Below are 24,467 nucleotides of genomic sequence, written 5' to 3' on the forward strand. Positions count from 1 at the left end.
CATCTACTCGTTCTGTGATCATACAGCGAGTTTAACTATTTTCTTTTTTCCAACCTAGAAATCAGCGAAACGTAAGTGATCAGACCATTAAAAGATAATACACTTACTTAACCACTGATAACAATATAGTAACTTGCCTGGGAGGGTAAAATAACCCTTAGACACCTTGTATACTGTGGTGTAGTAAATGACCAGAGTTCATTTTGTAAAATCAACCTATAAAGATCAAACTAAGATTAAAATTTTACCACATATTACCCATTTTTACCCGAAAAAAAGACAAAGCCTTATGCTTCACAAAATATTGGCGTAACATCTGTTTCCCACCTTTGCGCCCATAAAATTTACTTACCCTTTTACACATATTGGTGTATGTGTCACTTAAGAATGTAATGCTGAGGCATACACTTATGAATGTTTGCTGAGGTTGTAAATGTGTGATAAACGACTTGTTGTTGTTGCCCATGAGCAACCTTACAGTTTAAACTTAAACCTTATAAAACAGATGAAAAAAGTTTTACTAGCCCTGGCTTTATGTCTGGTGGGTGTAAGCTATAGCTTTGCCCAAACAATGGCTAACAATCAAAGAACACGCATTGTGAAAATTACTCGTACTACTTCGGGTAAAACATCCCAAAAATTACACAATTATTTTGATCAAGGCTTGGCGCCTTTTTATCATGGAGTGGCTTCTGGAGACCCTTTGTCTGACCGAGTAATTCTGTGGACAAGAGTTACCCCTGATACCCCTGGCAATATAGAGGTGATTTGGCAAGTAGCTACTGATCCAAAAATGCAAAATATTGTAAACTCTGGTGTAGTAGTGACCAATGAAACCAAAGATTACACGGTAAAAGTAGATGCAGACGGACTCCAGCCGGCAACTACCTATTACTACCATTTTAGTGCTTTGGGTAGAAACTCGTTGGTAGGACGCACCCGTACTGCACCTACTACCAATGTAGAAAATTTGCGTTTTGTGGTAGTATCTTGCTCTAACTATCAGAGTGGTTACTTTAATGCGTATGGCAACATTGCCGAACGCAACGATATTGATGCGGTTATTCACTTGGGTGACTATATCTATGAGTACGCTACTGGAGAGTTTGGTTATACCGATGAGGTAGGACGTACCCACGAGCCAAGCCACGAAATCATTACCTTAGAAGATTACCGTATTCGCTATTCTTACTACCGTTTAGACCCTCAATTGCGTCGTTTGCATCAGCAGCTGCCTTTTGTTACAGTATGGGATGACCACGAGTTTGCTAATGATGCATATAAAGATGGTGCTCAAAACCATCAAAGTAATGAAGGAAGTTGGGGCAAACGCAAAGGCAATGCTTTTAAGGCGTATTTTGAGTGGATGCCAGTACGCACCAGCGACTTGGTAAAAAACCGTATTTACCGTAAGATAAGCTATGGCAACTTGGTAGACTTGATTATGCTAGACACACGTATAGAAGGACGTGAAGCACAAGCAGGAGGTGGTTTATTTAGAAAAAGCACGGCTAAAAAATTAGAAGCGCGTGCCCGCGAATTGTCACGAAGTCGTACTACTGAAGGTGATAAACTGACTACTTTGTTGAAAGAGTTTTTACCTTATATGGTAAATGTGAACACGGGCAATCAAAAGGCTCCTAATGCCCTAACCACTGAGGAGTTTGACTTTGCCATTAAAACTTTAGTAAAGTGGGTAGAGCTTCGCAAACAAAGTAAAGATGTAAAAACCCAGCCTGAATTTCTAAAGTTGAGAAATTTGTTGTTGAAAGCACAAAAAGACAGCCCTGATCAGCAAGCACGTACTACAGCCCAAAGAAGCATGTTGGGAGCTGAGCAACTTGCTTGGTTTAAAAATCAGTTAAGCAGTTCTTCAGCTAAGTGGAAATTGATTGGAAATCAGGTAATGTTTTTCCCTTTCAATGGTTTTGACATCAAAGATACCTGGGATGGCTATCAGGACGAGCGAGGCAAAATCATTGATTATGTGATGGATAAGAATATTAAAAATGTAGTAGTGTTGACAGGCGATATCCACACCACTTTTGCGGCTGATGTGCCTACCTCGCAATGGAAATACGCCTTATTTGGCAAGCGTTATTCGGCAATGGTAGAGTTTGTAACCTCAAGCGTTACCTCAGCCAATTTTGATGAGTTTGTAGACCTTGGTTTGATTGGTGATTTTGCTGGTTTTGTTGCCAGTGGTTTGCTTGATGTATTAAATCCTCACCTGAAAGAGCGTAATCTTGAAGACCACGGCTATATGGTAATAGATGTAAACTCAGGCAGAGTACAGGCTGACTGGTTTTATATGAACGACATCAAGACTCGTAATAATAGCCAGCGTTATGGACAAAGCTGGTATGTTCGCAACAACGAACGTTATTTACGCAAAGCAAGTCGTGCCGCTGCCAACCGTAACCTTTATACTGCGTCTGCGCCTACTACACCTTTAAACAAGCGTGTAAGCAACCATAATACTGGAGCTGGTTTGTTGGTAGTAGGTAACTATCCTAACCCGGCAAATACTGAAACCAATTTGCACTATGCTTTGGCACAAGATGGTAAAGTTCAAATCTTGATTTATAACAATAAAGGCAAACTGGTAAAAAGTGTGTTGAGCCAATCGCAAGAGGCGGGCTTGTACAATGTCACTTTTGGGGTGAACGATCTTAAAGCGGGTACTTATATCTATAAAGTAATTACTCAAGGCAAATCAGTAAGTCGCCGTTTATTGATTAGACGATAGTTTTGATTGAGAATGATAAGGTATTAATAACAGAACAGGATGTGTGATTTTATTGTCCTGTATTTGGATTTATTCCTTATTTAATGTATATTAAAAATCACATGCTGATTCAGTATGTGACCGTGCCCTTAGTGTGTGAAGTTGCAAAGCTCTACATGCGGGGGCATTTTTTATGTTTTAAACCTTACAACTCAAATAAAAAGCAAACTTCGTTTAGACAGCATTGGCTGTATGGATTGGTAAAATAAACTAAGTTACGCTTTATATCATTAGTAAAAGGGCTCAAGCAACAACAGAGGACCTTAGCCCTCTGTTATGTATAGTTAATATATAAGCTATCCAAAAATTATTCCCACTCTATAGTAGCAGGTGGTTTTGAACTAATGTCGTACACTACCCGGTTTACTCCTTTTACCTGATTGATAATTTTGTTAGAGGTTTCAGCAAGAAACTCATAAGGTAAATGTACCCAGTCGGCTGTCATACCATCCAGACTATGTACTGCACGCAACGCCACCACATTTTCGTAAGTACGTTCATCACCCATTACTCCTACCGATTGTACGGGAAGCAACATAGCGCCTGCCTGCCATACGTCATCATACAAGCCGCTGGTTTTGAGACCATTGATGAAAATAGCATCTACTTGTTGCAAAATGTCTACCTTCTCTGGAGTAATGTCACTTAAGATACGAATGGCAAGTCCTGGACCAGGGAAAGGGTGGCGACCCAAGATTTTGTCATCAATTTCAAGGCTCTTGCCTACTCTCCGAACTTCGTCTTTAAATAATGTATTGAGTGGTTCTACTACTTTTAAGTCCATCTTTTCGGGCAAACCGCCTACATTATGGTGTGACTTAATAGTAGCCGAAGGTCCTTTGACTGAAACTGACTCTATAATATCAGGATAAATCGTGCCTTGTCCTAACCATTTGACACCTTGTATTTTATTGGCCTCTTCCTGAAACACATCGATAAACTTGCCACCAATGGCTTTACGTTTTTGCTCAGGGTCTTTCAAGCCTTTGAGCACATCATAAAAGTCTTGCTTGGCATCTACTCCAGTTACATTGAGCCCCATGCCTTTATAAGACTCCAGTACTTCTTCAAACTCATCTTTACGTAACAAGCCATTGTCTACAAAAATAGCATATAAGTTTTTGCCAATTGCTTGGTGTAAAAGTACGGCAGCCACTGACGAATCTACTCCACCCGAAAGCCCTAATACTACTTTATCATTGCCTATTTGGGCTTTTAGTTCAGCTACAGTAGTTTCAATAAAAGAATCAGGAGTCCAGGTTTGTTCACAACCACAGATGTCTACCACAAAGTTTTGCAACAACTGTTTGCCTTCAGTAGTATGGGTTACTTCAGGGTGAAATTGTATGCCATAAGTATCCTGATTAGCAATTTTATAGCCTCCTACCTTTACAGATGCGGTACTGGCAAGTATCTCAAAACTTTCAGGAATATCAATAATGCTGTCTCCATGAGACATCCAAACCTGCGAGTTGCTTGGAATATTTTTAAATAAAGTAGCATTACTCTGTACAAAGTGTAGGTTAGCTCTTCCGTATTCGCGGGTAGCCGAAGGTTGTACTTTGCCACCTGCTTTGTGTGCCATCAGCTGTGCGCCATAGCACACCCCTAACAGGGGAACCTTGCCTTGAAACTTTGCTAATGGAAATGTAGGAGCTTCATTGTCAAGTACTGAGCAAGGACTTCCTGACAGAATAATCCCCTTGACATTAGTTAAGCTTTCAGCATTGTTTAAAATCTCATTGTTATAAGGAAGAATCTCACAGTAGACGTTCAACTCGCGTACCCTACGAGCGATCAATTGGGTATATTGGGACCCAAAATCGAAGATTAGAATTTGTGTTTTGGTATTGTTTGGCTTCATGAGGCAAAGGTAGTTCGAATAAAGGATTTTGCCAATGAGTGATTTTAAATTTTACTTGAATTGTGAAGTGATCACTATAAGATTTAGCGTGTACGCCTTTTTCTATACATTATTTGAGGAATTCTTTCAATCAGTGCTCCGCAGTGATTTTAGTCAAAGTTGTTTGCTGGTGATCAGTTATTGATGAATTTAAAAACTATTTAATTGAGTGTTTAGGCGTAAAACCGACACACTTTTAAAAATAAAGTGAGTACACAGTCTTAATATAAAATACTGGTTTACAGTATTTAACAAGGTGAACATTTACTTACATCAGCTATGGACTATTGGTCAATGACAAATAAGACCAATCCTATGCTTAAGTACGCCCTTCGACAAAATCAGCTATCAATCCAGCAACCATATTTGCCCCAAAGGTATTAAGGTGTAAATAGTCAGGTGTCATCAAAAAACCGTTCAATGCGGCAATCTTATCGAAGCTTTGTCCCAAAATATATCTTCTAAACATAGTGGTGGCTACCAGGCGGGTAGTAGGCTTATATTTGCGTTTGGGGCTAAATTTGGTTTTGGTTAAAAATGCCCGTTGTTTTTCTTGCAAAGGCAGGTAAGTAATCTTATGGAAAGCTGCCAACTGTTCAATGATTTCGGCATAAGCCTGTGTTTGAGCATTGGCCTTATCATTGAGTTTTTCGCCTATAAGGGGTATAGACATAATAGCAACCCGTGCCCGGCTACGCATTTTCAGTGCCTCAATGATTAGGCTTACGTTTTCTCGGTATTGATCTGTGAGAGGTTTTTCACTGATTTTTTTGAGTTGGCGATAAGTTGCCATATTTTTATCATCCAGCATAGCGTTTAGGTCATTGGTGCCAATCAACAATACTACATGGGTAGGGTTACAGGCAATGATTTCATCCAGCCGATTGACAAGGTGTTCAGATAAATCACCGTTAACGCCAGCATTGACTACATGATACAAGCGTTGGTCAAGTTTATCTTCCAGAATGTCTACATAGTTTGCTCCCATATTGCCTTGAGTTAAGTCGTCTCCAGCACAAACTACAATTTGACGCCCATCTCCAGGTTCCAGTTCTTCAAGAAATGCTACTGGGTGGTTGAGGGGCAAAGACTGGACAAGACGGTAGAGGTAAATAAATATCCCTAATGGAACAGCTACAAGCAGTAGCAAGAACAAAGCAAAGTACATGACATTTTCAAGTTTTGATTAGGTCAGCGTATAAGACCAACAGGAAAGCAGCAAAAACAGCCAACTACTTTGGGCTTATTTCTGAAGAGTTACATCAAATATCTATAGTTTGACGTACAAATAACTGACAAAGCATTGGTTAATTGTAGAGACGGCTTTTATTGTGCAAAAATCGGTCAAATTGCCATCATTTCTTCGTTTCTTGTAGTGGCATTGGCAGGAGATGGTTTGATTAAAATGTTTTTTTTATAAGTATTTTAATGCTTTTGTAGAATCATTTTGTTTCTACTTGGGCATTGAGCCAAACTAATCAATGAATAAGGATTGATCGCATTAAAATCTGCATACCTTTTGATCTTAGCCTATTTGATAACTTTAAAAAGCATCGGAAACGCCAATGAAGATTACTGCGTTACTTATATCTTTTTTGTGTTTTTGTCATTTTACTGCAGCACAGAATACCATCTTTGTTAAAGATAAAAGAAAACTGTTGCTGGGTAGTAAAAACGTCCAGTTCTTAGAAGATGAATCTGGCAAACTCACCCTACAAGATATTTTGACCCCATCGAACCAACAAAAATTTGAGCAGAATCATAAAGGTGTTGTTCGGTATAATACTCCAGTGGTATGGTTTAAAATTACTGTACAAAATCGGTTAGACGAAGATGTATGGCTTGAAATAGGCGATTCATTTGGGGTATGGTACGCTGATTTTTATGCCCCCCTACCTGGTGACTCATCGTTAAAGTATGCTTCTCCTAAATTATTGGGAGCACTCAGATCCAACAAAAGTAAAGCGTCTGCTTTTGGAAACTACTGTATACGCATTGTCCGTGCCAATGATACTGCTACAAAAGTACTTTATTTAAGAGTTTTAGGTAAGTTTCCGCATGTGCATTCTTTTCATGTAGGGTCAGTATATGCCTTTTCCCGTTACTTTCGTATGTTTGATTACTTGGTGGCAGGTTTTGTGATCCTTATTCTTTCCATGGTGGTTTATAACTCTTTTATATGGTATGCTACCAAAGATAAAGTATATGTGTACTACATTCTGGCACTGTTAGGCATTATGTTTAACATTACTTTTGATAGCGGATACTCACTGTTTTCACACCGTTTTTTTTGGGACTACTTCTTTGTTTGGCATGGCATTGCGTTCTATTTTATTTACTTATTTGCTGTACATTACCTTGATTTGCAGCAAGCTGCTCCTAAAGTTAGGTTTTGGCTATTACTTTTAATGTTAATCCTGGTCGTCATTTTTCCCTGCCTCAACTTGTTGCCACTTTCCAATTTTACCTCTTTGTTGATTCCCTACCAATTGTTTATTATATTATTCTATTTTAGCCTATTGGTTTGTGGCATTTACTTGTGGTTCAAAGGGTATAAAAAAGCTCGTTTTTATACTCTAGGTTGGGGCTTTGCTATTACAGGGGTGTTCATCTTCATTGCTTCTGTGAATAACATCATCCCTATTAACGTGTTTACCCAACAAATTATGTATGTAGGATTTGGGGTAGAAGCCTTAATCTTTGGTTTAGCCTTGGGTGATCGCCTTAATTCACTGAAAAAAGAAAAAGAGTTTGCCCAAGCTACCAACCTTGCTTTGGTAAGAGAGCAAAAAGAAGTGCTGGAACAAAAAGTAGAAGAACGTACCAGAGAAATACAAAATCAAAAAGAAGAACTTGAGACCCAAGCAGAAGAGTTGAGCGAGATACACAGTGCTTTACGGAAGGCTTATCGAGATATACACGAAAAAAATGAACACTTGAACGCCTCCATTGACTATGCCCAAACCATTCAAAGTGCTGCTTTATCGCTTGACAAAAAAGTAGTAAATATGTTGGGAGAAGATAACTTTTTCATCTTTTTTAATCCACTTGAAAAAGTCTCAGGCGATTTTTATTACTTTCAACAAGTAGGCGAAAAACTAGTAGTGGCAGCGGTAGATTGTACTGGACATGGGGTACCTGGAGCCTTGATGTCTATGATTGGTATTGAAGTAATGAACGAAATAATACGTACCGAACAAGTGACAGCGCCCGATGTAATACTGACTAAGTTGCATACACATATATGGAACACTTTAAAACAGGAAGATACTAATAACCGTGATGGGATGGACATCGCTTTAGTAACCATTGATAAAACCAATAAAAAATTGTGTTATGCTGGAGCAAAAAATCACTTGGTGTATTACCAAAACAAACAAATAGAGCATATCAAGGCTAGTCGTTACTCGGTAGGCGGCAATCAAATAGGAGAAGGACAAACAAACAATGGCAGTGTATTTATATCACACGAAATTTCGCTGGAACAGCCCACTACTTTTTATTTGTTTTCAGATGGGTTGCAAGATCAGTTTGGTGGTAGAAATGACAAAAAATTTACGCCTGGCAGGTTACGTGAATTGTTGAAAGAGGTGCAACCATTAAGCTTGGCAAAACAAAAGGAAACTATAGCTCAAACAATAAAAGACTGGCAAGGAGACAAAGCACAAGTAGACGATATGCTCTTGATTGGAATTAAGGTTGATATAAGTAAATAAAAAAGGCTACCTATAATATGGCAACCTTAAGGTAATAATTCGGAAGAATTTTAAACAAGCCCTTAGTCTTGTTTGATATGTAAAAACAAATTCACATTTTCGGCTTCACTCTTTACAGTAATATTCTTTCTGTCAAACCCTGCTTTTTCAGCAAGTTGAATCATTTCTTCTTTGGTACGATGAACCAAAAACCAGTCTCCAAACAACTCCATGTATTTTCTGCTTGGGTTGTGGTCTTGGTTAAAGTTTCCGATGATGATCTCACCTTGATGTTTAAGCCAGGTTTTCATTTTGTTCAATACCCTCACAAAACATTTATCATTGAAATAGTCAAACAAGCCTGCTGACCAAATCACATCATATTTTGTTGTATCATTATACCTGAAAATATTTCTTTGAATAAAGTTGATATGATTCAGGTGGGCTTTATTAAGATTTTGCGCGTAAGCAATGGCCTTGGCATCCATTTCTACGCAAGTCGTATTGACGATGCTTTTATTGTATAGCTGGTCATATAACTCTTTTAAGTCTCTTGCCGGACCACTTGCCACATTTAATAGCTCAATGCTTTCGTTAGATGTCCAATTTTTGACTTTTTTGTGCATTAGTTTCTGAAAATAACTTTTACGATTTCTTACTGCTTGTGCAGCAGAGTTCTCTAGTGAGTATTGATCCCACTTTATGTAATTGTTATTCAAGTTGCGAGTGTATATCCTATCTATGATATGAAAGTCACCTGCATAACCATAAGGTTTAGTAAAAATGTGCCCCATGATCGATTTATCATCTTTTAACAAGTCTACATTTTTTAACAGGTTACTTTGTTGAATAGCAACAAAATCTTGATCCGTTAAGTTGTGTAAAAGTGAATCAAGCATACCATAGTCGCTTCGGTCAGGACCATTTTTTTCAATGATCTTTTTTAGTTGCCGTACTGTTTCCATTGTGGTTTTTAAATAAAGTAATATAATTCCAGGTGGTTAGACCCTCAAGATATTCAATGTTTACAAAGATAAAAAAACATTGGATGATTCTAAGAAAATGTTGTTGCTAAGTGTGTTTGTATATGTAAGCAAGCTTGTGCTGGCTATAGAGGAGGGAATCATTTATTGGGAAAGGTTAGATGCGTATTAAAGGCTGATAAAAACAATTTTAAATGAAACTTCGTTGCTAGTTATCAGATTTGCAGGAAATCAGTTTTGCTTTAAAAATATAATTTTAAATCTTTTTTATTACATTTAATTTGGATTATTTTTTTTGTGTTTAAGTTATGTTTTATATCATTATTATAATGAAATGTGCTTTTATTCCTTTATAAATGTGGTAACAAAAGAAATATGCGATTATTTATTAGAATAAAATGCCTTGTGTAAGTAAAGGTTATTTAACGACCGAACTAACAGTAGCTTAACAAACCTTAATGAATAGTATAGAGAGCTTCGTTACATAATATGTATCATTGCGGGGAAGCTTAAGAGAATAAAGTCGTTTTCTATTTTTTGACTATTTGCGAAAATTATTGCTTTTGTTCATTGACTTCAATGTTTGCGGCTCATTGTTAAAAGGCGAGATGAGTTATATTTAAACTTTGTCTTTGAAGTTAAAAAATCACTTTTTCAGCTCAGGTTATAATAATATTTAGCGATTTTATAAATTCTCTGAATCAAGTTCGGAGCTTTGTTTCACTATTGAAAAGAAGACAATCAGCTAATTTTTAAACAGGACTCTAAAAGCAAAAGCCACTTCTGATATACCAGAAATGGCTTATTATATATATTTTACAAAAGTAACTTGTACTATTGGTTTTCGTATTGTGTAACCGAAGTATACATTTGAGCATCTTTTTCAGCAATTTCTTTCTTTTCACCGCTCATAATTACCAAACGTTCTACTACATTTCGTAATTCGCGAATATTCCCTTTCCAATCCAGTCCTTTCAGGTATTCTAAGGCATCAGCCTCCATTTTTTTAGACGCTGCGCCATATTCGTTGGCTATATCCTGTAAAAACTTGTCTATAAGTAGTGGAATGTCGTCTCGGCGTTCTACCAGTGGAGGTACATGAATAAGAATGACACCCAAACGGTGGTAAAGGTCTAAGCGAAAATTATTTTCTTCTACTTCTTTCAGTAGATTTTTGTTGGTGGCAGCTATTACACGAACATTCACTTTTATTTCTTTGTCACCCCCTACTCTCGTGATTTTACCTTCCTGTAGTGCCCTGAGCACTTTAGCTTGTGCCGAAAGGCTCATGTCTCCAATTTCGTCCAAAAATAACGTGCCTCCATTGGCTCTTTCAAATTTTCCAATGCGTTGTTTTACTGCGGAAGTAAAGGCTCCTTTTTCGTGCCCAAAAAGCTCACTTTCAATTAGTTCGCTTGGAATAGCAGCACAGTTTACTTCAATCAAAGGTTTATCGGCACGATAACTCTTAGCATGTAACCATTTACACACCAACTCCTTACCAGAGCCATTAGGTCCTGTAATGAGTACACGGGCATCGGTAGGCGCTACTTTTTCAATGTCTTCTTTTACACGTTGAATAGCTTCTGACTCTCCGACAATATCATAAGTTTTAGAGATTTTTCGTCTAAGTACCTTGGTTTCTGTTACCAGGTTTGACTTATCGAGAGCGTTTCTTACACATAGTAATAAGCGGTTCAAATCGGGTGGTTTTTGAATAAAATCGAACGCGCCAAGTTTGGTAGCCTCTACAGCAGTTTTGATAGTGCCGTGGGCAGAAATCATAATGAACTGAGTATCTTTGCCTAATGAGCCGCTTTTTTCAAGCACCTCAATACCATCCATTTTAGGCATTTTAATATCACACAATGCTACATCATAGTCGTTTTTTTTGAGCATTTCAAAGCCTTCTTCGCCATCTTTGGCTTCGTCCACTTCATACTTCTCATACTCTAAGATATCGCGTAGTGTGTACCGTATACTTTTTTCATCATCAATGATTAAGATTTTCGCCATAATTCTATGTGTAATCTGCTATTAAGTGCGGTGATGGTTTGCAAGCACAAACCCTTACAAAATTATTATGCCTGTTATTTTAAAAGTGGAATGAATATGTAATCCTGTCCCATCTTAATACAGGAAAAATTTTAGTCTAAAAGCTGACATCTTGTTTTTAAACTCATTCCTAAGAACGGCTTAAAGTAACTTTTGCCCATTCTTAATGTTCAAACGCCAATATAAAAAAATTATTGATAAAATAAAGAAAATGCAAGTTTATAAGCCGGGTTCTGTTTTTTTGGTTTCCCAAAATCCCTATCATTTATCTAGGCCTTTCTTTGCAGAAAAACTCCATCGACCTACCCACAAACTAAGACGAGCCGCCCTTCAGTAGAGATTGATGTTTACCAACTCTACAATGCTTGCTTATTTGGTCTTTCAACTCGTAAGGTTTACCCTGCCGTTTTGGTTACCCAAAACGCGGTGAGCTCTTACCTCGCCATTTCACCCTTACCTCGATTGCTCAAGGCGGTATATTTTCTGTGGCACTTTCTGTCTTTTAATGATTTAACCCATCAAAAGCCTTCCTGTTAGGAAGTACGATGCTCTGTGTTGCCCGGACTTTCCTCTTCCCAATATTATTAGGAAGCGATAAGGTTACTTGCAAATTCTATTAAGTAAATTTAATGTATTTCTGAGAAAACACGGCATTGATTCACCCTGTTTTTTATTTAATCCAGCCCTTTTTCTTAATACCATCGGCTCGATTACATACGTGATTAGTGACGAAAAGTATCGATGAGCAAGTAATTTTTCTTTGGTTTTTTCTGTTAAAACCACCTACAAAGGTTCATAGTTAATAAAGCGGTATTTATACTATTTAAAGCGTCAGTGGTCTAAAATCTACCTTAAACTGCCTGAAATATTACTTTTTCGACTTACCTTTGGGTAATAATACGCATTTATACTGCGACAAAGCATAGTACGAATAATAATGATGAAATTTAAACTAACCACTATAATCCTGTGGGTTATAGCTTATTCAGGCATTCAGGCACAAACCATTACTACCCACAACGTTTCAGGCTTTCCCTTTTGTGCAGGGCAAACCATCAGTGTCCACTTCTCAATTACAGGTGTTTTCAACTCTGGTAATGCATTTAGCATCCAATTGTCTGACGCCAGTGGCGATTTTTCGTCTCCTGTTACCATTGGCTCTCTTGTAGGAACCTCTGCCAATTCTACATTTGCCACGTTACCTACTTCTACATCGGCTGGAACAGGCTATAAGGTTCGGGTAGTCAGCAACGATCCCGTAATCATAGGGTCAGCTTCTGGGGCTTTTGGGGTACAAACTGCTTCGGGAGACCCAACCTTATTTGGCGATGGGTTTTGGTATGGGCATACTTACCTTGACAACAATTGGAATACTTATGTAGGGTACTTTCAGACAGGGGCAGATTTAGGCATCAACACCGTTGACTATTATCCCATACATCAGTCTCCTGATAACTACGGCTCATTTGTAGCTTGTGGTGATGTACCCGACAACAATCATTCGGTAAGCTTTAAGCGTACCAATTTTGTTTGTGGAAAGTATCAGATGAATGTGACTGGCTATGATGATAAACTAGAAATATATGTAAACGGGGTGCAAGTATTGAGCACTACTACTTGTTGTCAAAACCTAGGCAAGGTATGGGAAGGGTACTTAGGTCCCAACTCAGAAGTAGAAGTACGCTATGCCGAATACTATGGCAATGGTTACTTGAACTTTGAATTGGTAAAAAACGGTGATTTTCAAAATACATTTACACTTTCGCCCAACCCGGCAGTGTGTGTAGGTGTATCAGCTAATTTGAGTATTGCTTCTGAAGCTATTACAGGCATGGACTATACTTGGGCGCCTGCTACTGACTTGAATACTACTACTGGAAAGAATGTTACTGCTACCCCCTCAACTACCACTACCTATACTGTAACTGCCACTGACCCTACAACAGGCTGTAGCGAAAGTAAAGACATTACTGTCACGGTTTCAAATACACCTACTATTTCTATTACTGCTACCAATGCTACTATTTGCGCTGGCGAATCTACTTCTTTGACAGCCACAGGTGCCAACACTTATTCTTGGTCGCCCGCTACTGGCTTAAATAATACTGCGGGCAATACTGTGATAGCCAGTCCTGCTACCACTACTACTTATACAGTCACTGGTGACAATGGTTGTGGTATAACCACCACGCAAACGTTTACAGTAAATGTCGGGAGCCCAATAACTGATGCGAGTGTGTTTGGTAATGGAACCTGGAATGTATACTGTTATAGTGGAGACTTCACCTCATTAGAGGGAATGTACACAGAACCCAACCTTAGTTTTAAATCCTCTGATCGCTGGGGATTATATGATACACCTTCCAATGCCTCAGGTTATAACGGTTGTACTATCTGGGTAAATAACCACGCTGTGAGCTATAAACGTACTAATTTTGATTGTGGGTTCTATCAATTAGATGTACCCCTGCATGACGATCAGTATTGGTTATACATCAATGGTGTAGAAGTGGCCACACACGATGGTTGGGGAGATGGGCACACCAATGTATGGACAGGTATGTTGGGCCCTAGTTCTACTGTTGAGTTTCGTTGGAAGGAAGGAGGGGGGGCTTCAGCTGGTGAATTGACTTTTACCAAGCTTGACTTGGTACAAATGCCTGCCCCATCGGTTTGTGCCAATGTGCCTGTAGCCTTAGCAGCTACTTATGATCCTGATGCAACTTACTCCTGGTCGCCCGCCACAGGTTTAAGCTCTACTACTAGTGCTAGCGTTACGGCTACCGTATCCAGCCCTACTACCTATACTGTAACAGCTACTAAAGATGGTTGCACCTTGACTGACCAGATTACCGTGCAAATGAGCACATTAGTGGGAGTAACAGTGACTCCTTCTACTCCAGTTATTTGTGGAGGGCAATCGGTTACCTTAACGGCTAATGGAGCCAGTTCTTATACTTGGTCACCAGCTACTGGTTTAAGCGCTACTACTGGAGGGGTAGTAACTGCCTCGCCTACCTCTACTACTACTTATACGGTGACTGGCTATGATGGATGTACCACAGGCTCTACTACAGTAACAGTAACTGTAGGAGGTACACAAAACCCTAACGTATTTGGTGATGGTCAATGGAATGTGTATTGTTATAATGGCAATGACTTCCAAAATTATTATGGAATGTATGTCGAACCTGATTTAAGTTTTGATTCCAGGAATCGTTGGAACTTGAACACTAACCCTTCGCTTGCTTCAGGATATACTGGTTGTACATTGCCCGATGACCAGTATTCCATCAGTTATAAAAGAACTAACTTTACTTGTGGTTATTACCAAATAGATATCACCAATCATGATGATTATGCGTCACTCTGGATTGATGGAGTAGAAGTGTTTAATCATGAGGGTTGTTGCGATTCTCATACTGATGTTTGGAAGGGGTTTTTAGGTTCTACTTCTACAGTAGAGCTACGCTGTCGAGAGTTTAACGGAAATAGTCATGGGGGACTTGCCTTTACCAATTTATCTTCTACCTTAAACATTACCTCGCCTGATGTTACCATTTGCGAAACCACGTCGTCTACTTTGACTGCCTCGCTGAGTGGCACCAATATCACTTGGTCTACCGATGCTACCTATATTGATTTAAGTACTACTACTGGCAATACCGTAATAGCTACCGCCAAAGCAGGAGCTAATGGAGCACGTACCATTACTTGCACAGCTACTGACCCCATAACAGGTTGCCAGCTTACACGAACGATCAACATTACAGTCGATCCACTGACTACTACTCAAGTAACGGCGTCTATGCTTACTATATGTAAAGGGGAGACGGTGACCTTGACTGCAAGTGGAGCCAATACTTATAGTTGGGCAACTGATGCTACATTGAGTGCGACTACTGGAAGTTCAGTGACTGCTACCCCTGCTACCACTACCACCTATACTGTTACTGGAAGTAATAACTGTAGTACCAAAGATGCTCAAGTAACTATAGTTGTAAAGGCCCCTACGCTTACTGGTACTGAATATGGTGATGGTCAATGGAATGTGTTCTGCTACGAAGGCAAAGAATTTGATAAGTTAAATGGACATTATGAAGAAACCAGTTTAAGTTTTGATACCAGGTCTAAATGGAATGCTTATACTACACCCTCTAATGCGCCAGGTTATATTGGGTGTGAGGTGCCAGCCGATAACCACTCTTATGTATATAAAAGAACAAATTTCCCTTGTGGGTCTTATCGAATAGACATTCCTAACCACGATGATTACTGTGAGCTTAGAATAGATGGAGTAACTGTTTTTTCTCATGACGACTGTTGTGATAGTCACGTAGGGGTTTGGACAGGTTTACTGTTGCCTACCTCTAAAGTAGAATTTTTGATCAAGGAAGGGGTAGGTGGTTCACATGGAGGCTTAAATATTGGTTTTTCAGTGGCTTCAGCCACTACAGTTATTTGGACAGGGGAGTTTAATAATGACTGGTTTAATTCTTTGAATTGGTGTGAAAATGTGCCTAACGCTACCACTAATGTGATTATTCCGGGGGCAGGTGTGGCCAATTGGCCTGTGATCAATGGCAATGGGGCGTTATGCAAAAATCTGACTATAGAAAGCGGGGCTAACTTTACTATCAGCGGAACTCATACATTAGATGTACACGGAAGTTGGATGAACAATGGAGGGGTGTTGAGCTTGAATAATAGTACAGTACGCTTTATGAGCACTCATGATGAAATGATAGGTGGTACCAGCTCTTCTGTTTTTTACAACCTTCAGCTTGAAGCAATCAATCAAACCATTACTTTAGGCGCATCCATAGAGGTCAATAATATACTGACTCTGAACAGTGTCGAGTTAGGGCTGAACCAAAACAAGTTGTCCATAAACAATGCTTTACCCACTGCATTGGTGCGCATTGGCAGTGGTTTCATTAACAGCGAAGCTGTAGTAGGCACCAATCAAAGCATTGTAAGTTGGTATACTGGTACCAATGTAGCTTCTTATGTTTTTCCTTTTGGAGTTTCTGCAGCAGAGTATATTCCTGTTACCTTTAATAAGAAAACTAACACCAACACTACCATTTCTATTTCTACGAGGGGAACAGGGGTCAATAATTTGCCTTTGGTGCCTGGGGTAAACCTCACTGGAATTTCAGGAGCAGATGCTACTCTGGTGGTAGATCGTTGGTGGGACATTAGCTCATCAGTAAACCCTTTGCCTGCTCCAGGGGCAGATATTACCTTGTCGTATCGAGGAAGTGAGAATACATTGCCTACTCCTGCTGTCCAGTTAGCCATTCAACACTACAATGCCACCATTGGCGATTGGGATTCACCTTATTTAAACTATTCTACTGGCACCGCTACGGGTATAGGTACTGTTACAGCGGTAAACATTACCGACTTTTCTCCTCATGTAATCTCTATGGCTACTATGCCTCTACCTGTAAGCTTTTTGAACTTTAAAGTTACTCCTAATATGGGGCAGGCATACTTAGATTGGGTATTGCAAGGTGGGCATCAAGCGAAGTATTTTTCTATAGAGCGTTCACAAGATGGAGTGAGGTATTATGCCTTAGCCAAAGTCAATGCTCAAGATTTGGCTAACACTTATCAGTGGATTGATAAACAGCCCCATGAAGGCATTTCTTATTACCGTATTGCTCAATTTAACAAAGACAACACCTATGGTTATTCGCCTGTTAAAAGCTTCAACACCAAGTTGGCCGACAAAGTTGGTATGTTGGTAGTGCCTAACCCTGCCAGTGGTAAGAACATTCAGCTACAGCTTAAAGGAGTTCAACATAAAGAGATTTGTCAAGCTATCATTTATAGTGTACAAGGAGCCATTGTTCATCAACAAGAAGTCGCAATAAAGCCGCAAGGAACTCAGATAGTTCGATTGTTACCATCTACGCCGTTGGCAGAGGGTTTATATCATATAGAAATGAAAATGGGCAAGAAAGCATTAAGGGCTAATTTTGTTGTGAGTAACTAAGAAAGCATCTTATTTTCCTGGGGTGATTTTGCAAAATTATCCCAGGAAAATAAAATGCATATTAAAATGATAAGCCTAAAGTTACTTTAAGGGCAAAGTTTTCTAAACCTTTTTTGGTGTAAGTACCATAACGATAAAAAACTCCAGTACCTATATTTAAGTTAGCTACTTGATAATAATTGATACGCAAGAGTTTGTCAAGCAACACCCCACTTTCAAAATAGCCTTGTTCCATAGTTTTAAAGTCTAGCATTTGGTGACGATCTACGTGTGTCAACGTTCCAAAACCAATATTTTGTACTAATATTAACTCTGGCTGAAACCAGGTAGCATTGCTTCTATATAGCAAACGCCCCAGGTTTTGAGAAATAAAAGCGTTAAAAAAACGATCAGATACAAATTCATACAACCCCATCACCTGAAAACTATGATCTACCATGATAGGCAATTGAGTAAGGCCTCCACGTCCGTTGTAAAGCAAAGGATAAGGAGTTTCCCCTTGTATCATTCCTGCCTGTAGGCGAATGGTGGTGGTTCCAGTTGTTGGCAGACAAAAACTGTAGGCTGCTTGCCCTTCTATTTTATAGTAGTCGAATTCACTATTTAATACGCTGGGTAATCCTCGTTTGTAGTTAAATTGAATAACTGGATATTGGCTACCTAGGTATACTTCGTGGTGGTCTTTTTTCATAAAAGACTCACGATAAGCATAGCGTAAACCAAGTGTTACTTCACTTATGTTAAACTCATTGAGAGCAATAGGGGTATTGTCAGGGGAGCTTATAGTAGTGCTTAGGTATTCGTAGTGATAAGTAGGTTCAATCTGTTGATTTTTGAAGCCTGCCAATAACTGTAAATTCCTGAAAGGACGAACTTTGATATATGCCCCTAAGGTTTTCACTTTATCCATTCTTGTGATTAATGCCTGGCGTAACACCCCATTTAGCGACCAACGTTCAGGAGCCAGCAGGTTTAAGTCAGCAGGTTCTGTTACATCTTGACTAAAGTAAACGCCTAGTTGTGGATCAAAACGTTTGAAAATATTTTGAACACTCATGGACGCACCATATTTAAAATTCCCATCCTTGGTACCATAAGCAACATATCCCGTTCCTTTAAAAATTTCAGAGATTTTTTCATTAGTACTAAAATGAGCACCTAAACGAATGCCCTCATAGCCATTGTATTGAATCATTTCACTTACCTTAAAATCCAGTGACCTGTAGCTAAGCTTATCATAAGTAGCTAGTTTCAAGGTGGTTGCCAAATGATTGAAGAGACGATGGTTACTTACACTGTCTATATAGGTGTAGGTGAGTGTATCTTTGGGACTCAAAGGATGAGCCTGATGTTGATTTTTCCAAAAGTCTGGTGTTTGATTATTCGCTTTTGGTGCTACTTCAAAAGTTACTTTTGAAAAATCTCTGGGTCTTAGAGGTGGATAAAGCTCGATGTCCTTCAGAAAAGTGCGCAGGGTGCCTACCATAGGGCGTTCACCTAGCTTTTTCTTATGAAAAATGATGTTAGCACTTAACTGTACTGGAAACCAGTATTTGTCTTTTAACAGGTGGTACTCTTGCTGAATACGGAAACTCGTGCTTTGGTATTGGTCTACGGGTTCAAATACTACATTCTGAATGGCATAGTACTTAGTGTTGATATAAAGTACACCTTTGAGTGCTTCAAAGTTTTTACCCGGTAGAGGGTAGAAGTGAATTACATAAATGCTGTTTTCACCTATAAATAAGGTATCACTAACTTCAAAACTGTATTTTTTATCACTATTGTGACTAATAGGGTTGAGGTACTTTTTTCCAAATACATTGATATGTGTTTTATAAAATGAAAAAGGTTGTAAACGTTGATCAATGCTTAGGAATACAGAGTTTTGTACGCCAGAAATACGGTTTCCCTGAAGAGTTTTTTTGTAATAATTAGGAAAAATATATTGGTGTTGGGTAACCGCTTCGCTCAAAAACAAGTGGTGTTTTCTAAGGTAGTGTGCCAACCGTTTTTCGGTACTGTCCAGTGTATTCGATGAGTCTACCTCAGCGGCTGTTTGTGCTGGGATCTTATTTTTGAGATTGATATAAAACTTGTGGTATGCGTTATACTTGTAAGACTTGAGGTTTTTGGGGTTATTTCGTTTACGGTTTTGGTATACTCGTTTGATAATTGCGCTTGCTGGACTATTGTTATTGGCAACGGTGCTTTGTAAAGGTTGGTTGGTACTTTGGTAGAGCTTAATGGTGAGTTGCCTACGAAGAGGCTTTAGGTCAGCCTTGGTTTTGACATGGTATACAAAAGGGGCAAAGCCTGCATAATTAAAACTCATTTTTTTGAGTGCAGACTCTTGTACAGTAATAGAAAAGAAGCCATCAATGTTGGTAGTAGTTCCTTTGGCGTTATTGTTTATCAGTACATTGACAAAAGACAAAGGAGCATTATCTTGTGCATTGACCACCTTACCTGTAATGATAATAGATTGACCAATGCCTGATAAAGTTGCAAACAACACTATGATAACAGTGGTGAAAAATGCCCTAAAAGACACAATTACTCGTAACATAAACTTTAAGTGTTACATCTGGTATAGAGGAGACTTATTACTTTTATATTTTGAATAGTTTTCCCCTGGAAGTTTTATCAAGTTCGAAAGTGAACATTTAACCTGTTCATAATCAAGACTCAACGATTTCTGTACCAAAGATAGTTTTCGAAAGCTGCAAATTTACAAGTTTATCAGGCAAATAGTAAAAAATGAAGGTTATTTTGTGTATCCGAAATTACCTTCGTTGGTAGCAATGGTCAACTGAGGGGTAGGACTAGGCTCTACTCTTCCTATAATTTGTGCGTCTACTTCAAATGAATGGGCTATTTTGATAATAGCATTGGCAGTAGCTTCATCTGTGTATAACTCCATACGATGCCCCATATTAAACACTTTATACATCTCTTTCCATTGAGTGTTGCTTTCTTCACGAATGATTTGGAACAATGCCGGGGTTTCAAACAGGTTGTCTTTGATAATGTGGTATTGGTCAATAAAGTGTAAAATCTTGGTTTGTCCACCACCACTGCAGTGTACCATTCCATCTATTTTGGTACGGTGTTCTGCAAATACTGCCTGCATAATAGGTGCATAAGTACGCGTAGGAGAAAGCACAAGTTTTCCTATATCTAAGGTAGATAGTTGATCGTGGGCAAAACTGTTGTTGTTTGCCTGGTGAAACTGTGCAGGAATAGCATCAGTTAGATTGTATTGTCCTATGTATACCAAATTGTCAGCAATGGCATTGTCAAAACTTTCAGGGTATTTACTTGCCAAGGCATGGTTAAACACATCGTGACGAGCCGAAGTAAGCCCATTGCTGCCCATGCCACCATTATACACCGACTCATAAGTGGCTTTACCAAATGAAGCAAGCCCTACAATAACATTGCCCGGTTTTATACGGTCATTGTTAATTACATCTGCTCTACGCATACGTGCCGTTACACAACTATCAACGATGATAGTGCGCACCAAATCGCCCACATCAGCTGTTTCACCACCAGTACTATAAGCCATTAAGCCGTGTTCACGCAAGAGGGCTAAAAACTCTTCAGTACCATTGATAATTTCTGCAATTACTTCACCAGATACCAAGTTTTTGTTACGACCAATAGTAGAGGACACCAAAATATCCTGAGTGGCGCCTACACATAACAAATCATCTATATTCATGACCAATGCATCCTGTGCAATACCTTTCCATACCGATAAGTCACCCGTTTCGCGCCAGTAGAGGTAGGCAAGCGATGATTTAGTACCTGCCCCATCAGCGTGCATAATGTTACAAAAAGCCTCATCTCTTCCAATAATATCAGGAATGATTTTACAAAAAGCCTTTGGGTACAAACCCTTATCTATATTTTTGATGGCGTTGTGCACATCTTCTTTAGAGGCCGAAACCCCTCTTTGGTCGTATCTCATAATAAATTTAATGATGCTAATGATGAACTTCACGAAAACAGCGGCAAGTTCGGGACTTTAGCACACAAAAAAAAATGCTGATGAACCACCTTGTGCTCATCAGCATTATAAATTTTCAGAATATTCACCCTATTTTATTCGCTCATTATACCAAGTACTTTGACAGTAGTACGACGGTTTGCCTGGTGTTCTTCTTCGGTTTTGGCTTCTTTTATTTTTAAGTCAGTCTCTCCGTAACCTTTGGCTTTGATACGGTCAGGATCAATCCCTTTTGAGATTAAATAATCTACTGCTGACTTGGCGCGTTTTTGCGAAAGAATCAAGTTGTTTTGATCTGTACCTCTGGCATCAGTATGAGAGCCTAGTTCTACAATAAGCTTTGGGTTGTTTTTCAAGAAAGTAAGCACTCGCTCGTCTAGTTCTTTGGCCGCATCCGGGCGAATTTCCCAGCGGGCAAAATCATAAAAGATAATGGCCTCAAACTCATAACCCAATACAGGCTTAAGGTATACTGTGGTTTGTAAATGAATATCGTTTACAGCTTTTTTGTATTTGGGATCATCCTGGTCAGCTTCACGTCCCAGCATACTATACTCTTCCTCGTTGGTGATGTATTGTACCTTGCTTACATTATTACCAGCTTTAATTACATAATCAGTTTTTACTTTTACTGGAAACTCCTTGACGTGTCCTTTGGCATCTGCTGTAAAGGTATGGATTGGCTTGCTTCCTTTTTTTATGCTGGCAATAGTCCCTTCATATACTTCTACCTTAGAGCCTGGCAATGGAATGTCTTCTTGAGTTACAGTATCTTCTACAGCTACATCAATGGCAAGAAAATAATTGAATGTTTTAGTTTTAGGTGTTTGATCTAAGAAATGGTAAATGTCATCTCCACCTTTGCCACCTTCACGATCAGACGAAAAATAACCAGTAGAGTCAGTATTGTAAATAATACCAAAATCATCGGCAGGAGAGTTAAAGGGTACTCCCATATTTGTCACCTCAACTTTACCGTTTCGACGAGTAGCAACAAACAGGTCTAGCCCTCCTAAACCCCAATGCCCGGTAGATGAAAAATAAAGCTTACCTTTGTTATCTACATAAGGAAATTTTTCGCTGTGATTAGTGTTAATCTGTCGGCCAACATTACGCACTCCATAAGCCCTTCCCGAAGATGTTAAGTTGGCTACCCAGATGTCATTTCCACCAGCGCCTCCTTTGCGGTCAGACGAAAAATACAAACGTTTGCCATCAGGTGATATAGAAGGGCAAGCATCCCAGGCTTTGTCTGAACTGATTTCAAGCAACTCAGCTTCTCCCCAAGTGCCATCTGCCTGACGGCGTGAAATAAACAAGTCAGTGGTTCGTCTGCCTTTTTTCTTGTTGCCACTTCGGGCAAAAATCATAAACGAGCCATTACGGGCAAAAGTAGGCGAAGCATCGTGTTCGGTTTCATGGTGAATGTCATCTTCATATAGCTTTGCTTCACCAGTAAATTTGGTGGGATGATCAAATTCATGGGCGTAAATACCTAAGTAAGCAGCCCCATTGCCTTTGAATACAGTCTCTTTTCTGGCTGAGGTAAATACCATTTTACCTTTATGGATCATTGGAGAAAACTCGGCACTTTTAGTGTTGAGTCCCTCACAATTAGTAATGGTATAATGGTGTTCTTCTTTTACCATACTTTCGAGCTTTTCCAGGTTTTTTATCTCAGTACGGGCTTTTTTTCTCAGTTTATAGTTTTTGCCTGTTTTGGCGTATTTTTCATACAATACATGCGCTTCTTTGTACTTACCCATAAACTTAAGGCATTCGGCATAATGAAAGCGTGCTTCGTCTTCACGTGAGCGAGCCTCTATAGCTTTTTGGTAAAAAGGGAGTGCTTTACGCATTTGGTTTGACATACGGTAAGACTCAGCAATATAAAAGTGTGTTTCTTTCTTGGGATGTCCTGAGGCTTCAGCTTTTTCAAAATATTTGATGGCTTCGTGGTATTCATGAAGATCGTATTTTTTTTTGCCAAGCTTAAAGTTAGAACTACAGCTCGTCACAAAGCCTAATGAGGCTAACAGGCACCCCATTACAAGTATTTTGTGCTTGATCTTGTTCATAGTATTATTTTGATTTGATTTGGGCAAAATTTATAAATAATTTAACATTTACTTTTCTAAGGAATTGTTCAAAAATAAATTTACACTCTGAGGGGTGATTTTTCGCCTTGATACTTCGTTATTTTTATTGCCCGTAGCGCTGCTATGGGCGCAAAAAATAGCCTCGTCTCAAAACAAAACCTCTACCTCAAGAATGGTAATTTAATTTCTCACCATTCCTTAGGAATGGTGTAAAAATAAATTTCTATAGTAACGCTAAAATATTTTGTTGCTAGACGCGGTACGGCAATATCCAGTGGATATTGAGCGAGCTTGAGGGATGGTCGGCTCATAGCATCGCTATTCGTCTATTTTTTAACAAAGTATAGCCTCAAAAGATGAGGTTAAGAATGCGTATTTATTTTGGTACCATTCCTAAGAGTCTAGAGTAGTAGTAAAACCACTATTTTTTCTCTTATGTTTTGTGGTGGTTCTGAAAATACATTACGTAGCTTTTGCCTTATGGTGGCACCAAGCCAGTAAATTTCTTAGACAAAGTTATTGAAATTCGTAAAATGAGCACTCATAAAGCATTATTTTACTTTCTTAATTTCTTTATCTCTCCAAGGCTTTTGCTTGGAGATAAGCAGGCTTCCAAACAATTCTATCCTTTATGGGGTAGTTTGTATGAGCCTTCTACATTGTACCAAACTCATTTGCCAAAGCAATAGTTATTTTTGAATTGCCCATCCAATGCCTTATTTCCCAGAGAGTCATTAAAAGATATACATTAGGTGTAGGAGCTTGGTTTTGCTTTAAAAAAGTGGTTGTATAACTTTTATGAGTACTCTTAAGGTAGGGCAAAAGAGTAAGCTTCCCTAATATAAAAAATATCCTTCTGTACAATATTAAGTGATGGTACTCCAGTATATCTCCCATTTCTGGTTTATCTCAAGTGATTTAAGGA

At 38.9% G+C, this 24,467-nt stretch carries 10 protein-coding genes and 1 other RNA gene; 3 read left to right on the forward strand and 8 right to left on the reverse strand.

What is annotated here, in order from left to right:
- The first annotated feature begins 505 nt into the window (after nt 1-505).
- Nucleotides 506-2,749: an alkaline phosphatase D family protein gene (locus Q0954_RS24205; protein ID WP_299461320.1), complete on the forward strand. Its 2,244-nt coding sequence runs from the start codon at nt 506-508 to the stop codon at nt 2,747-2,749.
- Nucleotides 2,750-3,095: 346 nt separating this feature from the next.
- On the opposite strand, the gene guaA is transcribed toward Q0954_RS24205, so the two are convergent.
- Together guaA and Q0954_RS24215 are read right to left on the reverse strand one after the other, a co-directional pair.
- Nucleotides 3,096-4,652 (reverse strand): glutamine-hydrolyzing GMP synthase, encoded by a 1,557-nt coding sequence (gene guaA / locus Q0954_RS24210; RefSeq protein ID WP_299461322.1) that lies wholly within the window; start codon nt 4,650-4,652, stop codon nt 3,096-3,098.
- 358 nt (nt 4,653-5,010) lie between these two features.
- On the reverse strand, nt 5,011-5,859 hold the full coding sequence (locus Q0954_RS24215) for an SGNH/GDSL hydrolase family protein (RefSeq protein ID WP_299461324.1): 849 nt from the start codon (nt 5,857-5,859) through the stop codon (nt 5,011-5,013).
- Nucleotides 5,860-6,256: 397 nt separating this feature from the next.
- On the opposite strand from Q0954_RS24215, the gene Q0954_RS24220 reads away from it, so the two are divergent.
- Nucleotides 6,257-8,407, forward strand: a complete 2,151-nt coding sequence (locus Q0954_RS24220; RefSeq protein ID WP_299461326.1) for a 7TM diverse intracellular signaling domain-containing protein — start codon at nt 6,257-6,259, stop codon at nt 8,405-8,407.
- A gap of 62 nt (nt 8,408-8,469) precedes the next feature.
- Here Q0954_RS24220 and Q0954_RS24225 read toward each other — a convergent pair whose 3' ends face one another.
- The 3 genes from Q0954_RS24225 to rnpB form a co-directional block, all read right to left on the reverse strand.
- Nucleotides 8,470-9,351 carry a class I SAM-dependent methyltransferase gene (locus tag Q0954_RS24225; RefSeq protein WP_299461328.1) on the reverse strand — a complete coding sequence of 294 codons (882 nt, stop codon included), beginning with the start codon at nt 9,349-9,351 and terminating at the stop codon, nt 8,470-8,472.
- An 852-nt stretch (nt 9,352-10,203) separates the two neighbouring features.
- Nucleotides 10,204-11,385 (reverse strand): sigma-54 dependent transcriptional regulator, encoded by a 1,182-nt coding sequence (locus Q0954_RS24230; RefSeq protein ID WP_299461330.1) that lies wholly within the window; start codon nt 11,383-11,385, stop codon nt 10,204-10,206.
- Nucleotides 11,386-11,630: 245 nt separating this feature from the next.
- Nucleotides 11,631-12,035, reverse strand: an RNA gene (gene rnpB, locus Q0954_RS24235) — RNase P RNA component class A.
- A gap of 326 nt (nt 12,036-12,361) precedes the next feature.
- Between rnpB and Q0954_RS24240 the strand changes: the two genes are divergently transcribed.
- Nucleotides 12,362-17,428 carry a hypothetical protein gene (locus tag Q0954_RS24240; RefSeq protein WP_299461332.1) on the forward strand — a complete coding sequence of 1,689 codons (5,067 nt, stop codon included), beginning with the start codon at nt 12,362-12,364 and terminating at the stop codon, nt 17,426-17,428.
- A 61-nt stretch (nt 17,429-17,489) separates the two neighbouring features.
- On the opposite strand, the gene Q0954_RS24245 is transcribed toward Q0954_RS24240, so the two are convergent.
- From Q0954_RS24245 to Q0954_RS24255, 3 genes are all read right to left on the reverse strand, one after another.
- Nucleotides 17,490-19,997 carry a DUF5686 family protein gene (locus Q0954_RS24245; protein WP_299461334.1) on the reverse strand — a complete coding sequence of 836 codons (2,508 nt, stop codon included), beginning with the start codon at nt 19,995-19,997 and terminating at the stop codon, nt 17,490-17,492.
- A gap of 198 nt (nt 19,998-20,195) precedes the next feature.
- Nucleotides 20,196-21,404, reverse strand: a complete 1,209-nt coding sequence (locus Q0954_RS24250; RefSeq protein WP_299461336.1) for an AIR synthase related protein — start codon at nt 21,402-21,404, stop codon at nt 20,196-20,198.
- A 134-nt stretch (nt 21,405-21,538) separates the two neighbouring features.
- On the reverse strand, nt 21,539-23,521 hold the full coding sequence (locus Q0954_RS24255; protein WP_299461338.1) for an OmpA family protein: 1,983 nt from the start codon (nt 23,519-23,521) through the stop codon (nt 21,539-21,541).
- Between the last annotated feature and the right edge of the window lie 946 nt (nt 23,522-24,467).

The organism is uncultured Microscilla sp. (assembly GCF_947493425.1).
GTDB lineage: Bacteria > Bacteroidota > Bacteroidia > Cytophagales > Microscillaceae > Microscilla.

Coding starts and splice junctions, on each gene's coding strand:
- guaA (WP_299461322.1), bottom strand. CDS start 4,652: ATGAAGCCAAACAATACCAAAACACAAATTCTAATCTTCGATTTTGGG.
- Q0954_RS24215 (WP_299461324.1), bottom strand. CDS start 5,859: ATGTACTTTGCTTTGTTCTTGCTACTGCTTGTAGCTGTTCCATTAGGG.
- Q0954_RS24230 (WP_299461330.1), bottom strand. CDS start 11,385: ATGGCGAAAATCTTAATCATTGATGATGAAAAAAGTATACGGTACACA.
- Q0954_RS24245 (WP_299461334.1), bottom strand. CDS start 19,997: ATGTTACGAGTAATTGTGTCTTTTAGGGCATTTTTCACCACTGTTATC.
- Q0954_RS24205 (WP_299461320.1), top strand. CDS start 506: ATGAAAAAAGTTTTACTAGCCCTGGCTTTATGTCTGGTGGGTGTAAGC.
- Q0954_RS24250 (WP_299461336.1), bottom strand. CDS start 21,404: ATGAGATACGACCAAAGAGGGGTTTCGGCCTCTAAAGAAGATGTGCAC.
- Q0954_RS24240 (WP_299461332.1), top strand. CDS start 12,362: ATGATGAAATTTAAACTAACCACTATAATCCTGTGGGTTATAGCTTAT.
- Q0954_RS24225 (WP_299461328.1), bottom strand. CDS start 9,351: ATGGAAACAGTACGGCAACTAAAAAAGATCATTGAAAAAAATGGTCCT.
- Q0954_RS24220 (WP_299461326.1), top strand. CDS start 6,257: ATGAAGATTACTGCGTTACTTATATCTTTTTTGTGTTTTTGTCATTTT.
- Q0954_RS24255 (WP_299461338.1), bottom strand. CDS start 23,521: ATGAACAAGATCAAGCACAAAATACTTGTAATGGGGTGCCTGTTAGCC.